The organism is Kribbella sp. NPDC050124, from assembly GCF_044460355.1.
Taxonomy (GTDB): Bacteria; Actinomycetota; Actinomycetes; order Propionibacteriales; family Kribbellaceae; genus Kribbella.
This window is the reverse complement of the sequence record NZ_JBITJU010000024.1, coordinates 123426-149333: the sequence shown is the minus strand read 5'-3', so window position 1 is coordinate 149333 and position 25908 is coordinate 123426. Positions and strand designations below refer to the sequence as shown.

21 protein-coding genes and 1 pseudogene are annotated in these 25908 nt (G+C 66.4%); 12 read left to right on the top strand and 10 right to left on the bottom strand.

The features are described from left to right. Positions 1–418: 418 nt before the first annotated feature. Positions 419–547, top strand: a pseudogene (locus ACIBL3_RS37925) (acetylxylan esterase); the annotation flags it as partial. Positions 548–589: 42 nt separating this feature from the next. Here ACIBL3_RS37925 and ACIBL3_RS37920 read toward each other — a convergent pair. Then, positions 590–1510, bottom strand: coding sequence for an ornithine cyclodeaminase family protein (locus tag ACIBL3_RS37920; protein ID WP_396358751.1), 921 nt, complete (start codon positions 1508–1510; stop codon positions 590–592). Beyond that, positions 1507–2520, bottom strand: coding sequence for a proline racemase family protein (locus ACIBL3_RS37915; RefSeq protein WP_396358750.1), 1014 nt, complete (start codon positions 2518–2520; stop codon positions 1507–1509). Before ACIBL3_RS37915 ends, ACIBL3_RS37920 begins: the two co-directional genes overlap by 4 nt. 162 nt (positions 2521–2682) lie before the next feature. Here ACIBL3_RS37915 and ACIBL3_RS37910 point away from each other — a divergent pair, with 162 nt between their 5' ends. Genes ACIBL3_RS37910 through ACIBL3_RS37885 form a run of 6 tightly spaced genes read left to right on the top strand, consistent with a single transcriptional unit; the run spans position 2683 to position 9691 of the window. Beyond that, positions 2683–4266 carry an ABC transporter substrate-binding protein gene (locus tag ACIBL3_RS37910; protein ID WP_396358749.1) on the top strand — a complete coding sequence of 528 codons (1584 nt, stop codon included), beginning with the start codon at positions 2683–2685 and terminating at the stop codon, positions 4264–4266. Then, positions 4266–5192, top strand: a complete 927-nt coding sequence (locus ACIBL3_RS37905) for an ABC transporter permease (protein ID WP_396358748.1) — start codon at positions 4266–4268, stop codon at positions 5190–5192. The genes ACIBL3_RS37910 and ACIBL3_RS37905 overlap by 1 nt, the downstream gene beginning before the upstream one ends. Then, positions 5185–6066, top strand: a complete 882-nt coding sequence (locus ACIBL3_RS37900) for an ABC transporter permease (RefSeq protein WP_396358747.1) — start codon at positions 5185–5187, stop codon at positions 6064–6066. The genes ACIBL3_RS37905 and ACIBL3_RS37900 overlap by 8 nt, the downstream gene beginning before the upstream one ends. Position 6067: 1 nt before the next feature. Further along, positions 6068–7525, top strand: a complete 1458-nt coding sequence (locus ACIBL3_RS37895) for a serine hydrolase domain-containing protein (RefSeq protein ID WP_396358746.1) — start codon at positions 6068–6070, stop codon at positions 7523–7525. Beyond that, positions 7518–8033, top strand: coding sequence for a GbsR/MarR family transcriptional regulator (locus tag ACIBL3_RS37890; protein WP_396358745.1), 516 nt, complete (start codon positions 7518–7520; stop codon positions 8031–8033). The genes ACIBL3_RS37895 and ACIBL3_RS37890 overlap by 8 nt, the downstream gene beginning before the upstream one ends. Continuing rightward, positions 8030–9691 (top strand): dipeptide ABC transporter ATP-binding protein, encoded by a 1662-nt coding sequence (locus ACIBL3_RS37885; protein WP_396358744.1) that lies wholly within the window; start codon positions 8030–8032, stop codon positions 9689–9691. The genes ACIBL3_RS37890 and ACIBL3_RS37885 overlap by 4 nt, the downstream gene beginning before the upstream one ends. Positions 9692–9720: 29 nt before the next feature. Here ACIBL3_RS37885 and ACIBL3_RS37880 read toward each other — a convergent pair whose 3' ends face one another. From ACIBL3_RS37880 to ACIBL3_RS37855, 6 genes are read right to left on the bottom strand one after another with little or no spacing between them, the layout of a single operon-like run. Beyond that, positions 9721–10692 carry a BadF/BadG/BcrA/BcrD ATPase family protein gene (locus tag ACIBL3_RS37880; RefSeq protein ID WP_396358742.1) on the bottom strand — a complete coding sequence of 324 codons (972 nt, stop codon included), beginning with the start codon at positions 10690–10692 and terminating at the stop codon, positions 9721–9723. Next, on the bottom strand, positions 10689–11984 hold the full coding sequence (locus ACIBL3_RS37875) for a glycoside hydrolase (protein ID WP_396358741.1): 1296 nt from the start codon (positions 11982–11984) through the stop codon (positions 10689–10691). The genes ACIBL3_RS37880 and ACIBL3_RS37875 overlap by 4 nt, the downstream gene beginning before the upstream one ends. A 30-nt stretch (positions 11985–12014) precedes the next feature. After that, entirely contained in the window at positions 12015–12821 is an 807-nt protein-coding gene (locus tag ACIBL3_RS37870; RefSeq protein WP_396358740.1) for a 6-phosphogluconolactonase, read from the bottom strand. A 13-nt stretch (positions 12822–12834) separates the two neighbouring features. Beyond that, positions 12835–13647: a carbohydrate ABC transporter permease gene (locus tag ACIBL3_RS37865; RefSeq protein WP_396358739.1), complete on the bottom strand. Its 813-nt coding sequence runs from the start codon at positions 13645–13647 to the stop codon at positions 12835–12837. Beyond that, on the bottom strand, positions 13644–14618 hold the full coding sequence (locus ACIBL3_RS37860) for a carbohydrate ABC transporter permease (protein WP_396358738.1): 975 nt from the start codon (positions 14616–14618) through the stop codon (positions 13644–13646). Before ACIBL3_RS37860 ends, ACIBL3_RS37865 begins: the two co-directional genes overlap by 4 nt. Positions 14619–14622: 4 nt before the next feature. After that, positions 14623–15981, bottom strand: a complete 1359-nt coding sequence (locus ACIBL3_RS37855) for an ABC transporter substrate-binding protein (protein ID WP_396358737.1) — start codon at positions 15979–15981, stop codon at positions 14623–14625. A gap of 130 nt (positions 15982–16111) precedes the next feature. Between ACIBL3_RS37855 and ACIBL3_RS37850 the strand changes: the two genes are divergently transcribed. Then, positions 16112–16831, top strand: a complete 720-nt coding sequence (locus ACIBL3_RS37850; RefSeq protein WP_396358736.1) for a GntR family transcriptional regulator — start codon at positions 16112–16114, stop codon at positions 16829–16831. 1 nt (position 16832) lies between these two features. On the opposite strand, the gene ACIBL3_RS37845 is transcribed toward ACIBL3_RS37850, so the two are convergent. Continuing rightward, positions 16833–18251, bottom strand: coding sequence for a hypothetical protein (locus ACIBL3_RS37845; RefSeq protein WP_396358735.1), 1419 nt, complete (start codon positions 18249–18251; stop codon positions 16833–16835). A gap of 137 nt (positions 18252–18388) precedes the next feature. Between ACIBL3_RS37845 and ACIBL3_RS37840 the strand changes: the two genes are divergently transcribed. Beyond that, positions 18389–22045, top strand: a complete 3657-nt coding sequence (locus ACIBL3_RS37840) for a hypothetical protein (RefSeq protein ID WP_396358734.1) — start codon at positions 18389–18391, stop codon at positions 22043–22045. A gap of 96 nt (positions 22046–22141) precedes the next feature. Here ACIBL3_RS37840 and ACIBL3_RS37835 read toward each other — a convergent pair whose 3' ends face one another. Then, a complete protein-coding gene (locus tag ACIBL3_RS37835) occupies positions 22142–22390 on the bottom strand; it encodes a helix-turn-helix domain-containing protein (RefSeq protein ID WP_396358733.1) in 249 nt (82 codons plus the stop codon). 83 nt (positions 22391–22473) lie between these two features. On the opposite strand from ACIBL3_RS37835, the gene ACIBL3_RS37830 reads away from it, so the two are divergent. From ACIBL3_RS37830 to ACIBL3_RS37820, 3 genes are all read left to right on the top strand, one after another. After that, on the top strand, positions 22474–23202 hold the full coding sequence (locus tag ACIBL3_RS37830; protein WP_396358732.1) for a hypothetical protein: 729 nt from the start codon (positions 22474–22476) through the stop codon (positions 23200–23202). A 242-nt stretch (positions 23203–23444) separates the two neighbouring features. Next, positions 23445–24479: a LacI family DNA-binding transcriptional regulator gene (locus ACIBL3_RS37825; protein ID WP_396358730.1), complete on the top strand. Its 1035-nt coding sequence runs from the start codon at positions 23445–23447 to the stop codon at positions 24477–24479. Further along, positions 24476–25843: an ABC transporter substrate-binding protein gene (locus tag ACIBL3_RS37820; protein ID WP_396358729.1), complete on the top strand. Its 1368-nt coding sequence runs from the start codon at positions 24476–24478 to the stop codon at positions 25841–25843. The genes ACIBL3_RS37825 and ACIBL3_RS37820 overlap by 4 nt, the downstream gene beginning before the upstream one ends. Positions 25844–25908: the final 65 nt, after the last annotated feature.

Sequence of the window (25908 nt, the reverse complement as noted above, 5' to 3'; positions counted from 1 at the left end):
GCAGACTGGCGGCGAACTCGAGTGCGGCGCGGTTGTGTCGGCTCCCCAGGTGTTCACCAGGCTGCCGTCCGGAGCCATCCTCCACTCAGGTGTTCGCCAACGCGGTTCGGGAGCTCGAGGCGCGGACCTCGCCGTTGGAGGACCTGGGCAAGCTGATCGTCAGCGGTCGCAGCCAGGGCGGCGGGATTGCGAGCGCCGCTGCGGGGGCCTGGCGCCGCTGGCCGGTATCGAGCTGCCTGGTTGCGCTGCGAGCGTGCCGTTCCTGTGCTACTTCCAGCGGGCGCTCCCGACTACCGACAAGCATCCGTGCGCCGGGATCAGCGATAGCTGAGGGCTTGCGGCACGGCGTCGACGCCGCACTCCGGACGCTTAGCTACTTAGACGGTGTGTACGTGGCTGGCTTGCGACCGCGCCGGCGCTGTTTTCCGTCGGCCTGAGGGCCCCAATCTGCCCGCCGTCCACTGTGTTCGTGGCCTTCAACCATTGCGGGAGTGAGCAGAGGGCGGTAGAGACCTACTACTACGACGAGCACGAGTGCGGCCAGACCTACCAGCAACCGACCCAACACTCGACTGGGCCGCTGGCATCTTCACCGCAGATTGAGGATCGCGCGGGCGATGACGACGTCTTCCCACGACATGCCTGTTGTCTTCACGATGACGTGGCCCTCGAGCGGGAGTTCGGCGGCACCGGTCGCCACACCGCTCAGCTCGATAAGGGAGTCGACGTCAAGCACGCCTTCTTTGACGGCCAGAATCACATCCCCGGCCTCACGGAGCGCGGTGGCGCGATCCTCCACGATCACCGCGGCCCCCGAGAACACTTCGCCGGCGATCTCCCGCTTGGTCGGTTCGTGTGAGCCGATCGCGACGACGATCGCGTCTCGATGCAGGTCGGGTGCGTGGAGCACAGGTATCGCCGAGCTTGTCGCGCACATGACGAGGTTCGCGTCGTTCAGCGCGGTGCGGGCTTCGTCGCTTCCAGCTTCGGCGAACGAGTCCGGCATCGTTCGCCGGGTTCGTGCGATGAACGTCGATGATCGGATGCCAACGCTCTTGGAGAAGAGGTCGACGGCTGATTCGTGGTGTGCGATGGCCTGAGGTCCGGCGCCGATAACGGCGATCCGCAAGGGCTCCCCGCGCGCTTGAATGAGATCGCGGATGCCGGCGAAGGAGACCGCGGGAGTTCGTACGAGTGTGAGCGCCGCGCCGTCGAGCACTGCCAAGATTTCGAAGGTTGCGGAGTCCATCAGCACGTACACACCATGGATGCGCGGCTCACCGCGCGACGGGTTTTCTGGCGAGACGCCGAGCACCTTCACCCCCGCCGACTGACGGTATTCCGACGGCATGAGCAGGAGCTGGCCGTTTGTGAGTTCGAGTACGCTGCGGGGGTGATCGCGATCGGGGCGCGCACCGGATCGAAGGCAGTTGACGATCACGTCGACGGCCTGTGCAGGACGTAACGCCTGAAGGACGTCGGTCCGCGACAGATAGATCGGGGCGCTCATCGGAGCACGAACCCTGGAGTCAGAGCGTCACGTTCGTCGACGACGAACCGGTGCTCGCCCGTTCGGTGTGCCTGCCCTGTCGTGACGGTTTCCACCATCGACCTGCCGCAAGCGTCGTTGACCGCAGCAACGGTGCCGGTGAAGCGAGTCCCCAGAATCGACTCGTGGGCCAGGCTGTCCCCGACGGACATCCGGCCTTCGGCGACCAGCGTCGCGAGCCTCGCCGAGGTGCCGGAGCCGCAAGGGGACCGGTCGACCTCACCGTCGGCGAAGACCGTGACGTTGCGCTGACGGATCTCACCCGGCGCCGAGTGTCCGGACTCGTCCCAGAAGATGGTTCCGTAGACGCCGCTCTGGTGTGGGTCCGTCGGGTGCTGAGCAGCGGGATGATCGCGCAACAGCGCCTTGACCTCACGTCCGAAGGCGATGAGCTCTTCGATCCGATCAGGCTCAACGGCAAGACCGACGTCACCTGCAGCGAGCTGGGCGTAGATCGCCCCGCCGTAGCTCACCGCCACCTCGACGTTCCCGCGGCTCGTCGAGATCGGAAGCGCAGTCGCGATCGTGAAGCTGGAAACGTTGACGAAGTCGACGGCAGTGGGCCGGCCCGAGGCGTCGGTGTGCACACGTGCGGTCACGCGTCCGGAGGGGACGTCGATCAGGACGCTCGTGATCCCCGACGGATCCGGCGGCACGCGCCCCGAGTCGATCGCCCAGGTGCCGAGCGCGATGGTGCCGTGGCCGCATGCTGTCGAGAACCCGTCCTTGTGCCAGAACAGTACGCCGAAGTGTGCGCCGTCGTCGTCGGGCGGCGTGACGAACCCGCCGTACATGTCGGCGTGACCACGAGGTTCGTAGCAGAGCAGCTTACGAAGCCCGTCGACGTCCGCGCTCGACTGTGCCCAAAGCCGCCGGGCGGCGACCGTGGTACCGGGGATCTCCGGCGGGTGCAGGACGATCCGGAACGGCTCGCCCGCGGTGTGGTAGTCGGTTGTCTCGACGATGTGCATGGTTCTCCTCCCTGCGCCCGGTGCCTTGATGTTCTCCCATCCGAAGCAAAAGTTCAATCGATACTGAATTTTCCCACAGTTCCCTATTGCCAGACAGGTGATCGGTGTTCATGATGGACGACTAGTCGGCCCACTCTGCGGCCGCTCCGGACTGGAGGACCCATGAAGCGTGCTGCCGTTGCTCTTCTCGTCGTGACCGCGGCGCTCACCGGTTGCTCCGGTGCGGACGGCAAGTCGGCCGATGGTGCGACGAGGTCGATCTCGTACGCCGTCCCGGATCCGGTGACGCTCAACCCGGGGCGCCAGACGCTGGCGTTCGCCCAGGTCAAGCTGCTGTTCTCGAGCCTGACCTTCGTCAAGAGCGACGGCTCTCTGACCCATCGCAACGCCGAGTCCGTGTCCTCGTCGGACGCCGTGCACTGGACCGTCAAGTTGCGTCCGGGATGGACCTTTCACAACGGCGAGAAGGTCACCGCCGAGAGCTATGTAAAGGCGTGGAACACGATCGCGTACGGCCCGAACGCCTGGGAGAACAGCGGTCAGTTGGTCAACATCGTCGGGTACGACGCTTTGCATCCGGCCACGGGCAAGCCATCGACCACACAGTTGTCGGGTCTCAGGGTGGTCGATGACCTCACCTTCACGGTGACGCTGAAGAAGCCGGACGGGCAGTTCCCGGTGCAGCTCTCACAGTCACAGACCGGCTTCTATCCGCTGCCGGAAGCGGCCTACAAGGACCTCGATGCCTTCGCCAAGCGTCCGATCGGTAACGGTCCGTTCGAGATGGTCGGCGGCTACACGGAGAGCGAGCCGATGACCGTCAAGCGGTACGACGCCTACCAGGGCCCGAAGCCGTCCGTCGACCAGATCGAGTTCAAACCGTACTCCGACATGACCACGGCCTACACCGACGTCCAGGCAGGGAACACGGATGTCGTGGTCGTCCCGGCGGCGCGGATGGCTCAGGTGAAGAAGGACTTCGGCGACCGCGCGTACGTATTCCAGGGGCTCGGCATGAACTATCTGGGCCTGCCGCTGTGGGACAAGCGCTACTCCGACGTCCGGGTCCGGCAGGCGATCTCGATGGCGATCGACCGGCAGGCCGTCAGTGACGTGGTCTACGGCGGCCTCTACGAGCCCGCAACGGCACTGACCCCGCCGCGCGAGCCGGGTACGCCGGAGGCCCTCTGCGGCGAGCTGTGCACGTACAACCCGGCAAAGGCCAAGCAACTCCTGGCCGAAGCCGGCGGCTTCGCCGGAACGATGGAGCTCCGCTACCCGGGCGGCGCCGGCCTGGACGACCTTTACAACGCCTATGCCAACCAGCTCCGGCAGAACCTCGGGATCAAGGACGTGACCGCGACCCCGACCACCGACTTTCCCGAGTTCCTGAAGCTGCGCAACGAGAAGAGCCTGAGCGGCCCATACTTCTCCCGGTGGGGAGCTCTCTACCCAAGTCAGCAGAACACGCTGCGTTCCTTCTACACCAAAGCCGGTGGCTGCGTGAACTGCATCCCGTACTACACGCCCCAGGTCGAGGAGTTGCTCGCGAAGGCCGACGCACAGGTCGACCGGCAGAAGGCGGCCGAGGGGTACGTCGACGTGCAGAAGGCGATCCTGGCGGACTTCCCGGCACCGCCGATGTTCTTCGAGAAGGTTGCGTACGCGACGTCGGACCGGGTCGCCAAGCTCGCGGAGGGAACCGGCAGCGCAGAACTCGAGAACACGACGTTGGTGGATGGTTGATGGTGCGCTTCACGATCCGGCGGCTGATCGAGTTGGTGCTGGTGTTCTTCGGCGTCACGTTTGCCATCTACGCGGCAGTGTTCGCGCTGCCCGGTGACCCGATCGCCAGTTTGGGCGGCGAGCAGCCGTTGCCGCCGGCGCTGGTCGAACGGATCCGGGACCTGTACCACCTGAACGACCCGTTGCTGTCGCAGTACCTGCGCTATCTCGGCAATCTGCTCACCGGTGACCTCGGAATCGACTTCCGGGGCCGGTCGGTGGCCGAGCAACTCGCGACGCGCTGGCCGGTGACGATCCGGCTGGCGCTGACCGCATGGGTGATCCAGGTAGTGATCGGCGTGGGGCTCGGCCTTGTCGCCGGACTGCGGAAGAACACCTGGATCGACCGCGGCGTGCTGCTGCTGACCATCCTGATCGCGTCTGTGCCGATCTTCGTGACAGCCGTGACCGCGCAACTCGTGTTCGGCATGAAACTGTCGCTGCTGCCGATCGCCGGGGTGGCGGATGGCTGGCCGACGTCCTACGTGCTGCCGGCGACGGTCCTGGCGATCTACGGATTGGCCGCCGTGGCACGACTGACCCGGGGGAGCGTGGTCGACACGATGAGCTCCGACTTCGTCCGCGCGCTGTGGGCGAAAGGGCTGTCGCGGCGGCGGGTCATCGGTGTGCACGTACTGCGGAACTCCTCGATCCCGGTGCTGACCTATCTCGCGATCGACCTCGGTGCCTTGCTCGGCGGCGCGGTCGTGACCGAAGGGATCTTCAACCTGCCGGGCGTCGGACAGTTGCTGTTCGAATCGATCCGAGTGCACCAAGGACCGACGGTGGTCGGCATCGCGACCGCATTGATCCTGATCTTCCTGCTGACGAGCGTGGTCGTCGATCTGCTCAACTCCCTGCTCGACCCGAGGATCCGCCATGAGTGACGCAGTGCTCGCCCGGACCGTCGAGGAGGACGCGCTGGCGCCCAGGGGTGTCTGGGGAACCGTCCGTCGGCGGGTCTTCTTCTGGCTGCCGCTGGTGGTGCTCGCTGTGCTGCTCCTGATGGCCATCGTCCCGCAGTTGCTCAGCAGCGCCGATCCCCGCGCGTGCGACATCTCGGCCAGCGCTCGACCCTCGTCGCCGGGCCATCCGTTCGGCCAGGACCTCCAGGGCTGCGACGTGTACGCGAACGTCGTTCACGGCGCCCGTGCGTCCCTCACCGTCGGTATGGTCTGCACGCTGATCGCACTTGCTGTTGCCGTCGTGGTCGGAACTGCCGCCGGCTACGTCGGTGGCTGGGCGGACTCGATCCTGGCCCGGGCGACCGACATCTTCCTGGGATTCCCGTTCCTGCTGGGTGCGATCGTCATCCTGAACAGCCTCGGCCAGCGTTCGGCCCTATCGATCTCGCTCGTCCTGGCGGTGTTCTCCTGGCCGACTCTGGCCAGGATGGTGCGTACGACGGTCCGCGCGACGCGGGACGCGGAGTATGTCCAGGCCGCCAAGGCGATGGGATTCCCGACCGGCCGGATCCTGACCCACTACGTCCTGCCGAACTCGATCGGCCCGGTTCTTGCTGTCGCCACCCTGACCGTCGGCGGGGTGATCGTGGCCGAGTCGACACTGACGTTCCTCGGCCTCGGCCTGCGCGCGCCGTCGATCTCATGGGGCCTGCAGCTCGCCACCGCGCAATCGCGCTTCCAGCAGGCGCCGCACACACTGATCTATCCGGCGGTGTTCCTGGCCGCGACTGTACTGAGCCTGATCACCCTCGGCGATGTGCTGCGCGACGCGGTGAACCCTAAGGGACGCTCCTGAAATGACCACCCTCGACAGACACGACAGAACGGACGCAGCCTTGTTGGACACCACGACAGCCCGGGAAGCCGCTCCGGCCATCGAGAGCTGGCTCGAGTTCCAGCGCCGCACCCTGCGCACACCCGGAATCCAGGCGGCGATCCGTGTCGGCGACCAACTAGTTCTTTCCGTGGCACTCGGGCACAGTGACGAGGTCGAGGGTACGCCGCTACGCACGGATCACCTGTTCCGGATCGCGTCGCACAGCAAGACCTTCACGGCGACGTCGATCCTGCAGCTGGTCGAGCAGGGCAAGGTTCGGCTGGACGACCCGATCGAACAGTACGTCGCTGAATTGGCCGAGACCGCACTTGGGCCGGTGACGGTCCGGGAACTGCTCGGTCACCTGGGCGGCGTGATTCGCGACGGCCTGAACAAGGACTACTGGCAGTTGATCGGGGCGTTCCCGGACCGGAACGCGTTGATCGAACTGTGCCGGTCAGACGGCCGGGTGTTCGAGCGCAACGAGTACTTCAAGTACACCAACGTCGGGTACTCGCTCCTGGGCCTGGTCGTCGAGTCCGCGAGTGGTTCGTCGTACGGCGACTATGTCGCGGCCAACATCGTGGATCGTCTGGGACTGATCAACACCGGTGCCGATTGGGACAGCGAACGCGCCGGTGAGTACGCCGCCGGGCACACCGGGCTGCTGGAAGGGGACGACGTGCGGGAAGTCATACCGCAGGTGGAAACTCGCGCGATGGCTGCGGCCACCGGCTTCTACTCGACCGCCGAAGACCTGGCTGTCTACGGCGGCGCGCACTACTTCGGCTCCGAGCTGCTGATCGGCGACGCGAGCAAGCGGCTGCTGCAGCGGGACGAGAGCCTGGTGAACGCCAACGGGCGCGAGATCGGGCGCTACGGTCTCGGCATGGACATCGTCACGATCGGCGACCGGCGGTTGGTCGGACACAGCGGTGGATATCCGGGGCACGTCACCCGAACGTTCGTCGACCCCGTCGATCAGATCGTCGTGTCGGTACTCACCAACTGCATCGGCGGGCCGGCGGACGCGCTGGCGACGGGGGTGGTGAAGCTGCTGAACCTCGCCGCGCAGCCGCCGGCCGGCACTCAGGTGCCGAGTGATATCGACGCCCGGCGGTTCTGCGGGAACTTCGCGAATCTGACGGGTGTGATCAGTATTGTGCTGCTCGGCGGCCGCCTGGTCGCGTTTTTCGCGGGCGCGCCGGATCCGGTCGACAACCTCGAGGAGCTCCAGGTCGTCGACGAGAACACGCTGGCCGTCGTGCCTTCGGCCGGATTCGGCTCGGTCGGCGAGAAGGTGGAGTTCACCTGGGACCCGGCCGGCCGGCCGTCGCTGGTCCGGTACGGCGGAAGCTCACGCTGGCCGGTCGACGTGTTCCGGGCGCGTCGTACGGCGCAGATCGCGGGAGCCCCTCTGGGAGGTCGGGATGAGTGACGAGAGGATATCGGACGACGCCTGGGAGGAGGACCCGCGCCGGGCGGACTTCGTCGAGCAGTTCGCGCTGATCAGGGAGCTCGCCGGGTCGCCGCGGATGGAGGCGCGAGTCCTCGGCTACCTGATGGTGAGCAACAAGCGGTACGTCGCGTCGGGCGAGCTGGCCCGGGCGCTGTCGGCGAGCGCCGGGTCGATCTCGAGCGCTACCCGGCGGCTGATCGACCTCGGGTACGTCGCGCGGCACCCCGTCCCTGGCGACCGCAGTCACTATTTCAAGGTCGAGGACGACATCTGGGGGGAGTTCCTGGCGAGCGAGCAGCGGTCGTTCGGGAAGCAGCGCCAACTGTTTGAGGACATGCTCGCCGTGCTGCCCGACGGGATGCCCGGGCCGCGCAAGCGGCTGCGGAATGCGCGCAACTACTTCGAGTGGCTCGCGTCGTACCACCGGAAGATGCTCGAGGACTGGCGAGAGCATCGGGACAAACTCGAAGCCGAGGACAGCGAATGAGCGACGTCCTGAGGCTCGAGGAGCTGACGGTCGACTTCACCGTCGGAGGTAGGACCCAGCGCGCGGTCGACGGGGTCAGCTTTCGTGTCCGGCGGGGCGAGGTGCTCGCGGTAGTCGGCGAGTCGGGTTCCGGGAAGAGCGTGACCGCCCTGGCGGCGCTCGGCCTGCTGCCCGCGAACGCCCGGGCCGGCGGACGGGTCTGCTTCGGCGGCGCCGACGTACTGTCGATGTCGCGGGCCGAGTTGACCGCGCTCCGGGGTCGGCGAATCGCGATGATCTTCCAGGATCCGTCCGCGGCGCTCGACCCGGTGTTCACGATCGGGGCGCAGCTGGTAGAGATGATCCGCGCCCACCAGCCGGCGCTGAAACGTCCCGCGGCGAGGGAACGGGCGCTCGAGTTGTTGCGGATGGTCGAGATCCCCGGAAACAGGCTGAGGTACTACCCGCACCAGCTGTCCGGAGGCCAGTGCCAGCGGGTAATGATCGCGATCGCGCTGGCCTGCGATCCTGAGTTGCTCATTGCGGACGAGCCGACGACAGCGCTCGACGTGACCGTGCAGCAGGAGGTGCTCGACGTACTGCTCGCCGTACGGTCGAAGATCTCCGGGGCGATCATGATCATCACCCATGACATGGGCGTGGTCGCGGACGTGGCCGACCGGGTCGTCGTGATGCGTCGGGGGTCGGTGGTCGAGACGGCTGAGGTGCAGGAGCTCTTCGACCGCCCCACGCAGGAATACACCCGGGTCCTGCTGGACGCCGTACCACGTGGCGGGCCGCGCGAGTCCGGCGAGACGCCCGCGGAGGTGGACGTCGCGACGCTCCGGATCGACGATCTCGTGGTCGAATACCGCGGTAGCCGAGGCCGGGGGGTGCGTGCGGTCGACCAGGTGGATCTCCTCCTGCATCCCGGCGAGATCGTCGGTCTGGTCGGCGAATCCGGATCCGGGAAATCCACGATCGGCAAGTCGGTGCTCGGTCTCGCGCCGATCACCTCTGGCGAGGTCCACGTCGCCGGACAGCCGCTCACCTCCGCCTCTGCGTCCGTCCTCCGGCGAACCCGTGGCCGGATCGGCGTGGTGTTCCAGAACCCGGCCGGCTCGCTGAACCCGCGGGCCACGATCGGGCAGTCCATTGGCGAGCCCCTCGCCGTCCATCGCGGTGTCCGTGGCACCGGGCTCCGTCGCCGTGTCGAGGAGCTGCTCGACAGCGTCGAAATGCCGCGGCCGTGGGCCGGCCGCTACCCCCACGAACTCTCCGGTGGCCAGCGCCAACGCGTTTCCATTGCGCGCGCCATCTCCCTCGATCCCGACCTGCTGATCGCGGACGAGCCAACCTCCGCGCTCGACGTCTCGGTGCAGGCCACCGTGCTCGATCTGCTCCGCGCGCTCCACGACCGACTGCACTTCGCCTGCCTGTTCATCAGCCACGACCTCGCCGTTGTCGACGAGATCTGCGACCGCGTCGCGGTGATGAGTCACGGAAAGCTCGTCGAACAAGGCGACCGCGAGTCAGTCCTCCGCGCGCCCCAGGACCCCTACACCGTTAGCCTGCTTGAGGCGGCCCCGGTCCCGGACCCGCGCGAGCAGGCCCGCCGCCGCAGCCTGCGCCAGGCGGGCCAACTGCGCGGGGTGAGGTTGTCTACGGCGAGGCGCTGATGGTTACGGCCTCGGGCTCATTGTCCGGCCTAGAGGACCGTTGCTCGTACGGCGGGGGTCGGTGGGATGCCGCCTTCGGCGAGGGCGTCGAGGATGGTGCCGAGGATGGGTTCGGCGTCTTGGGAGCTGACGTCGACGTGGGGGAGTTGGCGGCCGAGTTCTCGGAGGAGGGTTTTGCGGATGGTGTTGTCTGCGGCGACGGAGCCGCCGAGGGTGAGGGTGAAGGGTTCGCCTGAGTCGAGGCCGACTTTGCTGGCGCAGGATTCGACATAGGCGGTGACTCGTTCGGCGTGCTGGTTGACGATGCCGGCGGCAACGAGGTCGCCGCGCTCGGCTTCGCGCAGTACGACGCGGGCTGCCTTCGACTTGTTGAGGTGGGTGCCCTCGGTGTTATCGCGGCGGGTGAATCTGTGCAGGAGATCCTCGACCGAGGAAGCGTCGTAGAACTGTGGAATCGCCTGTGAGAGGGAGGTGCTGGGCGCAAGGCCTGTCTCCGCGCGGAAGATCGCGTGCAGGGCGTCGTCGACGAGACCGGCGGCGCCGAGCGGGTGCTGCAGCCAGAAAGAGAAGGCGAACTCGTCGCCGTCCGGTCCCCGGCCGGCGATCGCGGCGCCGGTGCCGAGCGAGACGGCTACGCCGATTCCGTCCGGATCGCCGCACCGCAGGAGGGCGAAGCCGTCGTTCTTGATCGAGAACCGTACGTCGGGACCGAGGTGGCCCGTGAGTGCCTCGGTCCAGAGCGTGGTGTCCTCCGCCCAGTCGACGCCCGCGAGGCGGAACGCCGCCGACGCGAGGTGCGCATCGGGTACTGCGTTGTCCGCGGCGGCGAGTGCCTCGTCGACGAGCCGGAGGACGGTGGCTACTGCCTCTCCCGGGTCGTCGACGCCGTAGATGTCACCGAGCCCGCCGCGGGCCCGGGCGAGGATGTTCCCGTGCCGGTCCGCGATGGCGGCGATGGTTTTGGTATTGCCGGCGTCGACGCCGAGGAAGAGGTCGTTCATGGCAGGAGTCGCTCCGGAAGGTACGCGGCGTGGGCGGCGGCCATCTCGTCGTACAGTTCTTCGGCGACCTTGAGGTTGTTGACGAGCGGGTTGGCCAGCAGGGCTTGGATGCCGTCCTTGCGGGTGCCTTCCCAGCCGGTCTTGGCAGCGAGGATCTGGTACTCGGCGAGCTCCTGGGTAATGCCGAGGACGGAGTGCGGCAGTGGCTTCTGTGGCTCGATGTGGAATCCCTTCTTGTCGACGGTGCACCAGACTTCGACGACTGTGCTTTCGTCGAAGCCGGGGAGTGCGCCGCCGGCGTTCGGGAGGTTGACCGGGAGCCGGGCGCCGGTGTCGTTGTAGTGCGCGCTCATCACGTCGATCGCGAGCTCGAGTTCGTGGATGCCGCCGCGGGAGCGTGCCGGGTCGAGTTCCGGGGAGTCGGCGGTCGCCTGCTCGCGGTAGTGGTCCCAGTAGCCCGGGACGGCGTCCATGATGATCTCAGACCGCGTCTTGGCTGCGCCTTGCTGCTCGCGCAGGAGTTCCTCGCGGAAGTAGTAGTAGTTGAAGTAGTCGGACGGGATCGATCCCATGGTCACCGCGAGGTGCAGCGCTCTACGGGAGTTGGCGTCCAGCGTGTCCTTGCGCTCTTCCCACCCCTTCTCGAGCAGCGGCAGGATGTCTTCGCCGTCGTAGAGGGCCTCGGTGCTCCAGCAGTTGTGGTTGACGCCGGCCATCGTCACCTGGGCGCGCTCCGGGTCGAGGCCTGCGGCCTTGATCACGACAGGTGGGAAGACGATCGGTCCCTCGCACATCGACACGATCTCCACGTCGCTGTACTGCGTGACGGCCTGGGAGACGATGTTGACCGGGTTGGTGTAGTTGAAGATCTTGGCGTTCGGGGCGACGGCGTTCAGGTCCGCGACGACGTCCCTGAGGACGTTGACCGAGCGCAGCGACATGAAGAAGCCGCCGGGTCCCTGGGTCTCCTGCCCGATGATGCCGTGCTTGATCGGGATGCGCTCGTCGAGTGCGCGGGCCGCGAAGCCGCCGGGCCGGAAGCTGGACAGTACGGCGTCGACGTCGGTGAGACCGGCGCGGCGGTCGGTCGTGGCGGTGACGGTGACGTCGAGGCCCTGGGTCTTGATCATCCGCTCGGTGATCGCCCGGACGACTTCCAGGTGGTCGGGATCCAGGTCGATCAGGACGAACTCGGAGCCCGCGAACTCCTTGGCGTGCCAGAGCAGTGAGGCCATCGTGCCGGCCGCCCGGGAAGAGCCGCCGCCGAGGTATGCGAGCTTGATGCGTGCCATGAGGACAGTGTGCCTTTCGTAGCTGGTAGGTCAGGAAGCAGCGGGCAGCAGCGCGGCCGCTGCCCGGTCTGCCAGGAATCGTGGGGTTGCGCAGTCGCTGAGGACGGTGGCTGGCCAGTCCGCTTGGTAGGAGTCGGCTGCAGCGACGCGTTGAACGGTGACCTGCTTGTGCTCTCCGGTGACGACCATGATGACGGCGCGCGACAGGTCACGGATGGTGGCGATGCCGACGGTTACTCCGTACCGGGGCACCTCTTCCAGCTGTCGGAACGACGGGAACGTCCCGAGGTTGTCTCGACGGGTCGCGTCGCCGAGTTCGACGACGCGGGTGACGCTGTCGGGTGGAGTTCCGGCGGGATTCAGTGCGATGTGGCCGTCGGAGGCGCCGGAGGCGAGCAGGAAGATGTCGATCCCGCCGACGGTTGCCAGCGTGTCGTCGTACGCACCGGGTTCGGCTGCCGGATCGGGGTACCACAGATTCTCGTCCAGGATGCGGTGTTCTGGACTGGCTGCCGCGTTGAGTGGGGCGAGGATCTGCCGACGCCCGAACCCGACACAGCTGTGCGGGAGGTCCGCGTCGACCAGCTGGAATCCGTCGGCGGCGTGTACGACGTACTCGTCCATCAGAGCGATGATCACGTGGCTGAGGTCGAGCTTGCGTTCGGCCACCAGATCGGCGAGGTGCGCATAGGTTCGCAGCGGGCTGCGGCCGCTGGGGCAGCCGAGGACGAACGACCGGCCGGCGTTCGCGGCCGATTCGATGCCGGCAGCAATGTCCTCGGCCGCGAGCAGGCCGACCTGGTCGGGGCCGTCGTGGACTTCGGGCGGCACGTGCATTGGGAGAGGAGTCCTATTCCTTGAGGGCGCCGTTGAGTACGCCGCGGATGAAGTGGCGCTGGAAGAAGGCGTAGAGCACGAGGACGGGCAGGGCGACGATGAGGGATCCGGCAGCGAGCAGGTTCACGTCGACGCTGTGCCGCCCCTGGAAGACTCCCAGCGCCAGCGTCGCCGGCTGGATCGCCGGGTCGGCGATGAAGATCAGGGACAGGAAGAAGTCATTCCAGGTCCACATGAACGAGAGCAGCGCGAGGGTGAGCACAGCGGGCCGGGAAATCGGCAGCAGGATCTGCCAGAGGATGCGCCAGGTGCGGGCGCCGTCCATCTCGGCCGCCTCGACCAGGGACGCGGGTACGGCGCGGAACGTCGCACGCATCCAGAAGGTGCCGAACGGAACGCCCATGCCGATCTGGATGATGATCAGGCCGAGCCAGGAATTCGTCAGACCGAGGGACTGGAAGGTGTAGTAGAGCGGGACGATGAAGACCTCGGCGGAGATCATCAGGCCGAGCAGGACGACCGGGAAGATCACCTTCTGGCCGGCGACCCCGAGGACGCCGAACGCGAACCCGGACAGGACGGCCAGCAGCGTCTGCCCTGTCACCGCGCCGACCGTGATCACCGCGGAGGCGAGCATGGCCTGACCGAATCCGCCGAGCTTCCAAGCGGTCCCGAAGTTCTCCCAGTGCAGGTTCGTGAGGTCGAGCTGACCGGAGCGGTTCGGGCTCAACGCGGTAAAGACGAACCAGACCACGGGGAACAGGACGAGGATCGAGACGAGTGCCAGGACGGTGTGGTTCAGGACGCGCTCGGAGCGGGAGATCATGCGTTCTCCTCGGACAGTCTGGTGACGACCAGCGCCACCAGGAGACAGATGATCGCCAGCACGATGCCGATCGCGGCTGCGATGCCCACGTCGGGGTTCAGGAACGCCTTGCGGTAGAGCAGCAGGGCCGGTGTGGTGGTCGACGTACCTGGCCCACCTTGAGTGGTGACCCAGACGAGGTCGAAAGCGCGCAGCGCACCGGTGACGGTGAGCGTGAGCGCGACCGCCAGCTGACCGCGGAGCGCGGGCAGCGTGATCGCGAGGAACTCCTTGATCGGAGTCGCACCGTCGAGGCGTGCCTGCTCGTACAGCTCGCCCGGAATCGCGGCCACGCCGGCGACGAACAGCACCATGCACAGGCCCAGGGCCGTCCAGGTACCGATCACGCCGAGCGAGGGCAGCGCCCAGGTGAAGTCGCCGAGCCAGTTCCGGGCGAGGCCGCCGAGGCCGACCGCACGCAGTGCGCCGTTCAGTGGGCCGTCCGGGCCATAGATCCGCTTCCAGATCACGGCGACCACGACACTCGTGAGGACCTGCGGCAGAAACAGCAGCCACCGGTAGAGCCCGCCGCCGCGCATCTTGCCGCGGCCGAGGAGCGCCGCGGACAGCAAGCCGAGCAGGATCGGCAGGCCAGCGAAGAACAGGACCAGTACGAGTACGTGGGCCATCGCCTGCCCGAGCTCGGGATCGGTGAAGAAGGCCGTGTAGTTGCTCAGTCCGACGAACCGCGCAGTCGTGACGCCGTCCCAACTGTAGAACGAGTAGCTCACGCTCTGCAGGATCGGTACCAGGACCACGAAGCCGTACACGAGTAGCGCGGGCGCCGCGAACGCGAGACCGAGCCACCGCCGTTGCCGGGCACGCTTCGACGGCCGGGGCCTGGTACGCCGAGGGCGTTCGATGTCCGCGGCGCCCTCCGGTACGGCGGCGGCCGGAGCCGCCCGCCGTTGGAGGAGCTGACGGGAACTCATCTGCTCAGCCCTTCGCCCGCTGTGCCTGGAACGTGTCGTAGTCCTTCTGCCCGGCGGACGCCAGTTGCTCGGGCGTCACCTTGCCGGCCAGCAGCAGTTGCACCTGACCGCCGAGGGTGTCGAGCATCGTCGGCGTGGCCCAGTCGAAGTACGGGACGAAGCCGTTGCCTTCGTCAAGCTTCTTCTGCGCGGCGATCTCGGTCGCCAGCTCGGGGTTGCCGGCCGGTTCCTGTACGTCGTTGTGCAGCAGGGGAAGGTAGCCGTGGTCGACGCTGGTCTGCGCCGTTGCCTTGCCGGCCATGTAGTCGAGGAACGCGGCGGCGGCGTCGGGGTGCTTCGACTTCGCCGAGATTGCCAGGTTGCCGACCGTCGAGCCGGTTCCGACGACCTGGTCGCCGTTCGCTTGCGGCAGCTGGACGTACCCGAAGGTCTGCTTCTGCGCGGCCGAGAACCCGAGCGATCCGGTGTAATTGAACTGGAAGACGCCCTTGCCGCCGAGGAAATTGTTCATCGCGTCGGCGAATGGGACGCCCTGGTGGTTCGGTGTCAGCCAGCCGGCCTCGTTCCACTTCTGCACCGCCGCGGCGGCCTGTGTGATGCCGGTGGACGTGATCGGCACCGAGCCGCTGGAGTAGACGAAGTCGCCGATGTCCTTCGCCGAGCCGTAGAGATCCTGCACCGCGAACAGGATCGCGGTCGACGCGCCCTTCTCCTGGGACCCGTAGGCGATCGGGACCTGACCGGCCGCCTTGATCGCAGTACACGCCTTCTCGAACTCGTCCACGGTCTTTGGCGGCTGCAGGCCGAGCTTGTCGAGGATCGCCTTGTTGTAATACAGGCCGATCAGCGACGACCGGGCCGCCGGGACGGCGTACAGCGAGCCGGTTCCCATCTGCTTGCCGTCGGCCGTGAACTGCTCCTGGCGCAGGATCGTGGTCGGGATCTCGTCCTTCCACCCGTACGCCGCGGCGTAGGCGTCGAGGTTCAGGATCCGGCCGCCCTTGGCCAGCGTGCCCATCGACTGCCAGCCGTTGTTCACCAGCGCGATGTCGGGACCGTTCGGATCGGCGAGCCGCAGGTTCAGGGTGTTCATCACCTGACCCCAGTCCTGCGTGGTCCGCTCGATCTTGATGTTCGGGTGCACCTTCTGGAAGCCGGCGACCACGGAGTCCATCCACTTGCCCTCTTCGCCCTGCCAGAAGTCGAGCATCTTCAACGTGACGTCCTCACCAGAGACATCCGTCGAGACCCCGCTGGGGGCGGTCGTGGAACTGGAACTGGAACCACCGGGCGCACACGCCGCCAGCACGGTGGCTGTGGCGAGAAGGGCAGCCGCCGCGCCCATCAGGTGCCGCTTCTTCATGCCTGTCTCCTTCGATGTGGTCGGAAGCCCCCGTTCCGAGCGAATACGGCAACGCTAGCCATAAGCAGACCAGTTATGCCAGATAAGGCCCACTTTCGAGCCAAATTCAAAACTGGTATGGTTATGGGCGATGAGGACATCCACTGTTGCCGCGGGCGTCGTCCGGCAGTTGAGCGATGCGATCAATCGCGGCGTCTACTCGCCCGGCTCCCGGCTGCCCGGCGAGCGGTTGCTCGCCGATCAGCTCCACGTCAGCCGAAGTACGCTGCGCGCTGCCCTCGGTGAACTCGAGGACGAGGGCCGTATCGCCCGGTCACCGCAGCGCGGCTGGTTCGTGCCGAGTCCGACCGTCGGCGAACCGCCGAGCACTCTGCAGAGCTTCACCGAGATGGCCCGGCTCCGCGGCCTCACCGCCACGGCCGCCGTGCTCGAGCTGGCGCCGCGCTCTGCGACCATCGACGAAGCGGAGAAGCTGGCCATGCCGCCCGGCGGCGACGTGCTGGTCCTGGTGCGCCTGCGGGGCATGAACTCGACCCCGATCTGTGTCGACACCAACATCATCCCGATGACGATCGGCGCGCCGCTGCTGGACACGGACCTGACCGACCGCTCGCTGTACGAGGCGCTCGAGGAGTTGTGCTCAGTGTCGGTCTACCGCAGCGCTTACTCGGTCCAGGCCGACGCGGCCTCCGCCGAGACCGCCGCACTGCTCACCATCCCCACCGGCAACCCGGTCCTGATCGGTCGCGAGGTCGCCTACGACCGCGCCGGTACGCCGATCCTCCTCGGCTACAACACCTACCGAGGCGACGCCTACCGCTTCGAAGCCGACCTCTACCGCTCCGTCTGAGTCAGACGGAGTTCTCGTAATCGTCCAGGTGGAGAGCGTTGTCGCAGAGTTGTGTGATCCAGCGGTTGACGATCTGCGCTGGTCGTTCACTGTCTGGTTCCGCGACGGCGTACGCGTCGAACCAGGGAGAAGTCCGGGTGCCGGCGACCTGAGCGAAACCAGTCGTGTCGATGAGCTCGGTCAGATTCGAGGTAGTGCCTAGCCAGAAGCCGATGCTTGCGGGCGGACTCGGTTGCGGCGTCGTGGCGAGTTCGTCGCGCAGGAAGGTGGCGAAGGCGGTCGGCAACGAAAGCGCGGACCGCATGATCGCTCTCCAGTCCAGCAGACCCACGGGTCCGCGAACTTGCGCGCCCGGCTCTGCGAACCAGTCCATGTGAATCACCAACGCAGCGCATCTGTGGTCGCGGCCGATCGAGATCTGGTCGTCGGTGGGGAACATCAGCCGCGCCCAGGCCGAGGGAACAGGGTCTTCGGCGAAGCCGGTGCGGATGGCGGCGTAGTGCGATCGACCGATGTCTGCATACGGTCCCCACGCCTGCGGTTCCTGACCGGCGCATATCGCGTGGATCAGCTCCGCGACCGGCTGGTCGGCCAGGAAATCGATGAAGCGCCTGCGGATGAAGGACGTGGTCAGCCCGTAGTCCGGCAATGGCAGCGCCCCGACTTGGAGACCGACGCGCACAGTTGGCGCCGCGGGAGCCGCGTCGGCGACGGGTTGGTACGGGCTGGAGATGTCCTTCAGCCCATTGATGAGGCTGACCAAGCCAGGACCCACCGGTGCAAGCTTCCAGCGGTCCGGAAGCACATGATCTCGAAGAGGCTGCGCCGGCGCAGGGTCGTCTTGGATCACGCAGTACATGGACCTGGTCGCCGCTCCGAAGAAGCGTTCTACGAGACCAGGTCGATCGAGAAGCCGCTCGGACAGCGCCTGGCTGTCCCACACCTCGAACTGGATGCCCTGTTTGGTCAACCTGTCCGCTGCCGCTTCGACTGCCTCGACGACCTCGGTGCGGCGGGTCGGCGCACGTATCGCGAGAACGAAGGTAGCTGTGCGCTCCGCCCATCCTCCGGCCAGCAGATCGTCTACCACCCGATCGATGGCTGTTGGCGTGACCCGCGCGATGTTACGGCATTGCACCGTCACGAACGGCCGGCCGGCATCGCCCGGTTCGGTCAGTCGAAGGTAGAGGTCGATACCGTCCTGCTTCTGGCCGGGCTCGCCGTACTGACCAGCGCGACCAACCAGGAAAGTCCGGCGAGCGAGCGCGAGCACCAGACGCTCGAAGTTCTGCGCGGTCAGATGCTCGAACGGCAGCTCCTGCGGCGCCGTGACCGTGACGGGGTCCGGCACAGCCGACGGAGGCTCCTCGAGCCATGCGGGAATGCCGTCGAGCTCTGCCAGATCTGAAGGGTGACGCACCCGAACATTCTGCGCGACTGATACGCGCAGCTGCCGGCAGGGGTGTGGCGACGCGGACTACCGGTGGCAGTTGGTGTCATCATGTTCAGTCCGTGGACATGGCTGTGCGTCCGCTGCGCGATCGGGGATGGAAGAACATGAAGTTGAAATGGCCTGCGTTCGGCAGCATCGGGGGAAGGGCTGGCAGCGCGAGCTCCGGCGCTGCCGTGCCGAGTCTCGTGCCGTTGACGCCCGCGTACGACTCCGCTCAGCACGGTGGGTACGTCGAAGGCCTCACCCAGGCCCTCGAGGACGACTCCATCCGGAACATCGCGTTGACCGGTCGCTATGGCGCCGGCAAATCGAGTGTGTTGACCGAGTTCAGTGCCATGCACGGCGATCGCGTGCTCATGCTGACGCTGTCGACGCTCGGGCTGGACGACAAGGGCGAGTCGGGGACCAACCAGATCGAGAAAGAGCTGGTGAAGCAGCTGTTGCACAGCCGGCCGCCTCGAGATCTGCCGCAGTCGCGGTATCGGAGGATCGAGTCGCTGAGTGTGCCACGGGCCGTCATCAGTTCGGCAGTGCAGCTTGCAGTGGTCGGAGGTCTGCTCCGGTTCCTGAACCTCTTCCCGGAGGTCGCTTTGTGGTCAAGCAGTCGCGCGTGGCCGGTCCGGGTGGCGGCGTTGGCCGCATTCGCCGCACTCGCGATCGCGGCATTGACCTGGATTCGGCTCGCCGTGCACAACCGGGTTGTCGCGTCGGTGTCCGCGGCCGGCGCCTCCATCGCGCTCAGCGAGAAGCAGGCCAGCTACTTCGACCAGTACCTCGACGAGATCGTCTATTACTTCGAGTCGACGCCCGTCGACGTCGTCGTCTTCGAGGACCTGGACAGATTCAACGACCCGCGGATCTTCGAAGCACTGCGCGAGCTGAACTCGCTGCTCAACGCCGCCGGTGTCGTGAAGGGCAAGACGGTCAGGTTCGTCTACGCACTGAAGGACAGCATCTTCGAGCTGCTGGGCAAGGACACGAAGGAGATGAACGGCGACGCCGCTGAGGCCGAGTCGGTACGGGCCAACCGGACGAAGTTCTTCGACCTGGTCATCCCGGTGGTCCCGTTCATCACGCATCGCAGTTCGCGTGACCTGCTGACCCGGCTGCTCAAGGAGGAGGCCCTTCTTCCGGTGTCACCGGAGCTGATCGACCTGACCGCACGGCACATTACCGACATGCGCCTGCTGAAGAACATCCGCAACGAGTACGCCGTCTTCGCCACCAGACTGATCACCGCGAAGCACGGGGTGGAGAACCTCCGACCCGACTCGGTCTTCGCACTGATGGTCTACAAGAACATCCACCTCGCCGACTTCGAACAAATCCAGGTCGGGCGAAGCGACCTGGACTCGCTGTACCGGGCGAGCCGAGAGTTGGTCGACGAATCGATCGCCCGACGATGGTCACGCCTTGGGCAGATCGACGACGGTGAGGCGCTGGCGGACCTGCTCGAACAGAAGAGTACGGACTTCGCCGCGAGGTTGCGGTGGTATGTCGAATCCATCGGACGAATTCTGTATCCGAACTACGGTCTCACCAGGTACGCGATCGGCGGAGTGACCTATGACGCCGCCGCTGTCACTGGCGAGTTCTGGCATGCGCTGCTGCAGACCGGCAGCGGGATCCGAGCCGTCCTCAGCGCCCGGCATCAATCGCCCGTGACGATGGACCTCGCCTTCGAGCAGGTGGAGGAACTCTTCAGACAGGACCTGCGGAGGGAGGACTGGGACACGCGAGAAAAGGGCGATATTGAGGCCGAGCGCGATCGGCTCAACGCAGAGGTCGATCTCCTTCGGCGACCCGAGTTCGCCACGCTCGCCAGGCACCCCGAGTTCACCGTCAGCCAGGACGGCGGCGAGGTCTCGTTCGACGAGCTGCTCGGCGAGATCCTCCGCTCGGAGATCGCCCGGGACCTGGTCCGTGAAGGCTTCATCGATCAGAACTTCGCGCTGTACGTCGCGCAGTACTACGGCGACCGGCTCTCGCTTCCGGCGCTCAACTTCATCGTCCAGCATGTGCAGACCGGCACTCCGGATACGAACTACCCCTTCCCGCGGGCCGACGACATCGCGAGCGTCCTGCGGGAGACGCGGGCGGATTTCCTCGATCAGGACACTGCGTACAACATCGCGATCCTCGACTACCTCTTGGCCGAGGACGAGTCCGGTGCGGGTATGGTCCTCGGGCGTATCGCCCGACTCGACGGCCCCGCCGAACATGCGTTCCTCGGCTCCTACCTTGCTCGCGGATCCCAGGCATGCAGAGCAGTCTCCCTTCTGGTCGAGGTATGGCCGTCGATGTTCCGGCGATTGATCGAGACCTTCAGCCTGGATCGCAAGCGTCGACTGGCGCTGGTCAGTGCGGCGCTCGAGCATTCCGCGCACTCGACGAAGTACGAGCTCGATGAGCCGGTAGCGGCGTGGTTACGGAACAACTACGAGCAGTTGGACTGCCTCACCCAGTCGATCGACGAGACGCTGGCAGCGAACGCGGTTCGGACGCTCCGACGGGCTCATGTGGTCATCGTCGATCTTGCGATTCTTGATCCTGCCGTCCTGGAGGTGGTCATCCAGCAAGGCGAGTATCCAGTCACAGCTGCCAACCTGAGGACGGCGTTGGGGGACCCGGACACGCTGAGCCTCGACGCGATCCGGATGATCAGCGATGACGTCTATCAGCGGTGCTGTCTGGATCCCCACGGATATCTCCATTCGATGGATGAGGACGATACGACCACAGCGGCAGTCCTCGATCCGACCACGTTCGAGGAGGTCGTGACGGACCTGTCCGATTGGGAACCGGATCTCGCAGCGGAAGCATTCCGGCGTGCCGCGCATGGCTGCGAAGTCGCCGATCTGGCGAACGTGCCGACGACGATGTGGCCGGCGCTCGCGCGGGCTCGGCGCTTTCCGGTGACTCTCGACAACGTCGTCCGGTACGCCGACGAGGTCGGCGGGATCGACGACGATCTGGCAGCCGTATTGGTCGACGCCGGCCGGATCGAGGTCAGCGGGCGGCAGCCGGGCGGTGAGGACGCCGCCGAGTTGCAGCTTGCCGAGCGGATCCTGAACAGCGCTACGACGATTCCCGCTCCCCAGGATCGAGTCGCACTCGTCTCCTCTCTCAAGCTGACGACATGGATCACCCCGTCGGCGATCACACCCGAGGAGGGGCATCTGCTCGGCCAGCTGATCGAGCATCGGGTTTGCGAGGACTCCATCGAGCTGTTCCGGCGATTCCACGCCGCCGAGTGGCCGACACTCAGCTACGCGATCCAGCGCTCCACGAACGTCACCGGCTTCATTACCCCGGAGATCCTGGACGAAGAGATGGTGGCTCTCGCACTCGCCGACTCGGCGATCGACGGCAAGCTCAAGACGACTATCGTCCGCCGCCTACCCGAGTTCGTTCCTTCCGACCACCGCGACGCGCTGCAGGCCGCTGCCCATTTCGCCGCAGCATCAGCCACTCCTGTAGAGCCCGATCAGCTCGAACGCATCGCGCGTGTAACCGGCGACGGCCCCTCGGTCGTCGAACTCGTCAGCCAGTTGGGCGATGCCATCACCCCCGTCCGATCGCTCGCGGTCTTGGTCGCCGCACGCGGCCCGTACGCCGATCTGGCAACGTCCGGCGCCGAGGTGACCCTCCCGAACATCGGCGGCCATCTGGCGATCGCCAATCGCCTGAAACAAGCTGGGTGCCTTGCCAAGGTGTCGGTTAAGCGAACAAAGCGCGAGCTGACCGTCACCGTCGCCTGAGCGCGGGGGCGGCGTGTTGGCGCGCAGTAGCTGTGATCGGAATCAGAGCCAAGGGTTTCGATGACGTCGTGGAACGGCCGAGACCGGTGCCAGCGGTCAGTAGCTCGGTGGGGTCACGCTGAGCACGAAGCGCGCGACGGTTCGGCCGTCGTCGCCGTCTTGGAACAGGCTGAACATCGGCGTGTCGAGCGCCCCGGCGATCCGGCGCATGGTCTCCAGGCTGGGGTCGGTGACGCCGCGCTTCACCTGGCTGATCAGGGCAGAAGAGCCCCCGGAGTGGTCGGCGAGCTGCCGGACGGTCATGCCGCGCAGCGTCCGGATTTCCCTGATCCGTGTCACAGTCACCGCACCACGATCCAGAACGAGGGACGGGTACGCCGGGCGCATCGCCCGGCGTATCCGTCCCTTCCGGGGGTCTGTGGAGGTCAATGGCCCAACCCGGCCTTGGCAGCCGCCTCGACGGCGGCCGGGACGAGTCGACGATCCCGACGTCGATCGCGGCGCCGGACGGCGGCTTCGTGGCCAGGCTGACGACGATGACGACGACCACGTTGACGACGAGCGCCGGCAGGCCGACGACGGTGCCGGCGGGTACTGCCTTCAACGCGATGGAGCCGAGGGCCGGTACGGCGACGATCAGGCCTTCGCAGATCGCACCGGCGGCGAGTCCGGCCGCGGTGACCCGACGCCATAGCATCGACAAGAACAAGGCCGGGGTGAGTTCACCGACGATGCTGTACAGGTTCGTCATCAGACTCAGTAGCTTGGCGTTGCTCTGTGCAACGAGTACCACGGCGGCGGTGGTGAAGACGATCACACCGATGCGCGTCAGGGCCAGTGACGACGACCAGCGACTCGACAGCGGGCCGACCACGTTGCGGGGCGTGCTGTCGATGAGTTCCGGAGCGACTAAGCAGTCGAAGACGACAACGTCCTTCGCACTGGGCATACCCGTGCCATTGACCGGGGGGTACGACGATCACGCTGCCGGGCTTGATGGGGTGATCGCCGTCGGCCGCGATATGGAGCCGCGCCCTCGGGCGACGAGTGCGATCTCGAAGAAGTCATGGTCGTGTGCGGCCACATCCGCGGGGATCCGGTGGCGGTCTGCCCAGACAGGCAGGCCGTCCGGGTTGAACACCGCGGTCCGCTCGTAGGGCGGCCGGTACCGCCTGGTGGCCAATTTCGTCCTATTTTCGCTCAATCCAGGCGAAGGTGCGCGAGGTGCTCCGTCAATAACATCACACCCATGACGACCGAACCATAGCCGCAGCGGGCCATGGCCCGGACGTCCGAAAGTGGTCAACGATGCCAGAGGCCGGCATCTGGACTGATGGAGTGTTACCGATTACACCTGTAACCGATAACACATCTTGACGCGACTGGAGTGACGAGGCCGATGAGCGTGACGGCGTACGACGTGGCGAAGCGCGCGGGCGTTTCGGTCGGAACAGTGTCGCGCTATCTCACCGGGCACGGGTACGTCGGGAAGGAGGCACGGCGCAGGATCGCGACCGCGGTCGCGGAGCTCGGATTCGTTCCCTCGCGTGCTGCGGCGAGCCTGCGGACGAAGAAGACCGGTCTGATCGGATTCGTTGTCTCCGACCTGAGAAATCCGTTTACGGCCCTGGTCGCAACGGCGATCCAGGAGAATGCGCGCGAACACGGGCTGGGCGTGCTGATCGCTCACACGATGGGGATGCCTGAGCGCGCAATCGAGGCGGTGGATCTGTTGCGTGGACATGGCGTGGACGGCTTGGTGGTCACGCCGCCGGCGAGCCCGGCACTAGTCGAGCGGTTGGCGGATATCCGTCAGTCCGGTATTCCGGTAGTCGGCCTTGGTCTGCGGACCAAGCCGACCGTCTTCGATCTGCTCACCGTCGACACGCAGGTCGGTGCCCGGGCGGTCGTGGAGCACCTCGTGGATCTGGGGCACCAGCGCATCGCCTTCATCGGGAACAGCAGGTCGAGCGGTCGCTATCGGGGCTACCGAGCCTCACTGAAGGCGGCCGGGCTTCCGATCCGGCGGGAGTATGTCCACATCGGTGCCGTCGACCGTGACACCGGCTGGAACGCGACCACCCGGTTCCATGCGCTGCCGGAACAGCCAACGGCCATCTTCGCGCTGGACGACGCCACGGCGGTTTCGGTTCTGCAACGCGCGCACGCACTGGACTGGCCAGTGCCCAAGGCTCTGTCCGTGGTCGGCTTCGACGACGTCGACCTCGCCCATCGATCGGTTCCGCCGCTCACGACGGTGGCGCAACCGACTGAGGATCTCGGCCGCATCGCGGTGGCCGAGATCGTCCGGCAGCTCACCGACGGAATCGGCGAGCCTGCCATCACCACGTTGTCGACCGAGTTGGTTCTGCGCCATTCGACAGGAGCGCCCCATACCGACTCTGCCGTGACACGAACCAGGAGGAAGACATGATCAGAACCTCGAAGGGCGGTCTCGCCGATCGTCCGGTCAGCCGGCGTGCGGTGCTCGGCGGCGCGGCGGCGAGTCTCGGACTCACGTTTGGGGGCGCACTGTCGGGATGTAGCGGTGGCAAGGGATTGCCGGGCAGCGACTCGACGGGTGCGGCCGGTAGCGGCACGGGGGAGCTGCACTGGTGGACGAACCACACCGAAGAGGACACCGAGCTGTTCCAGCAGCGGGTCGATGCCTTCACCCAGGCCAACCCCGGCATCGCGGTCAAGCTGCTCAACATCGCCGACGGCCAGCAGTACTACACGAAGGTCAACACCGCGGCAGTCGGCGGCGGGCTGCCCGACGTCTTCTACGTGCGATCGTTCGACGTCGGGCCGTTCTCGTCGCGTGGCTGGGTCCTCCCGCTCAAGGATCTGATCGCCCGCGACTCGGCCGAGGTCAAGCCGGACGACTTCTGGCCCGCCGAGACCGCACAGCTCACTGCCGACGGTTCGGTGTACGCGTTGCCGTACGACCTGTCCAACTTCGCGGTCTACATCAACAAGAGCATGTTCGAAGCCGAGGGTGTGCCGGTACCGAACGATGACTGGTCCTGGGAGGACTTCTTCGAACTCGGTTCCCACTTCGTCCGGAAGTCGGGTGGCCGGCAGACACGCTGGGGCGCCGGGATCAACACCGGCAACTGGTTTGCCATGGGTGTGTTCAAGGCGTACGGCGGCGCGACCTTCAGCGACGATCTGAAGAAGTGCGTGGTCAACTCATCGCAGAACGTCGCGGTCCTGCAGACGTGGGCCGATCAGATGGCCAAGGGCGTCGTTCCGACTGCGGACGCGACTCCCAAGGGTGTCGACCCGTTCGCCTCGCAGCTGCTCCCGTTGTCCGTCAACGGGTCGTGGGCGACGTTGCAGACGCGGGCAGCGGTCAACGGCAAGTTCGAGTGGGACGTCCTCCGGCTGCCGAAGGGATCGACGGGGAAGCGCGAGGTCTCGACGGCCGGCGGTGCCTGGGGAATCGCCAAGTCGTCGAAGAACCAGGAAGCAGCCTGGAAGTTCGTCAAGTTCATCACCAACGAGGAGTCGACGAACAAGCTGATCTCGGACGTGACCAGGAGCGTCCCCGGGCGCCAGTCGTCGGCGAAGCAGTGGGAGCAGGTGGCCGCCGGTGGTGGCCTTCCGCCGAAGCACGTCGGAGTGTTCTTGCAGCAACTGCAGGAGGACGCCGTCAACTGGGCGTACCCCAAGTTCTGGGCCGAGTTTGACCTGGCCTGGAACAACCAGGTCAAGACGCTCGGAGTGTCCGGCAAGCCGGCCGAGATTCTGCGGAGGGTAGAGGATGCCGCGAACACTGCAGCGAAGCGGTACTGAGCCGCCGATCGAGCGCACGGCCGAGTCCCCGGCGCCGGATGCGGTGCGCCGGCGTCGGCGGAGTC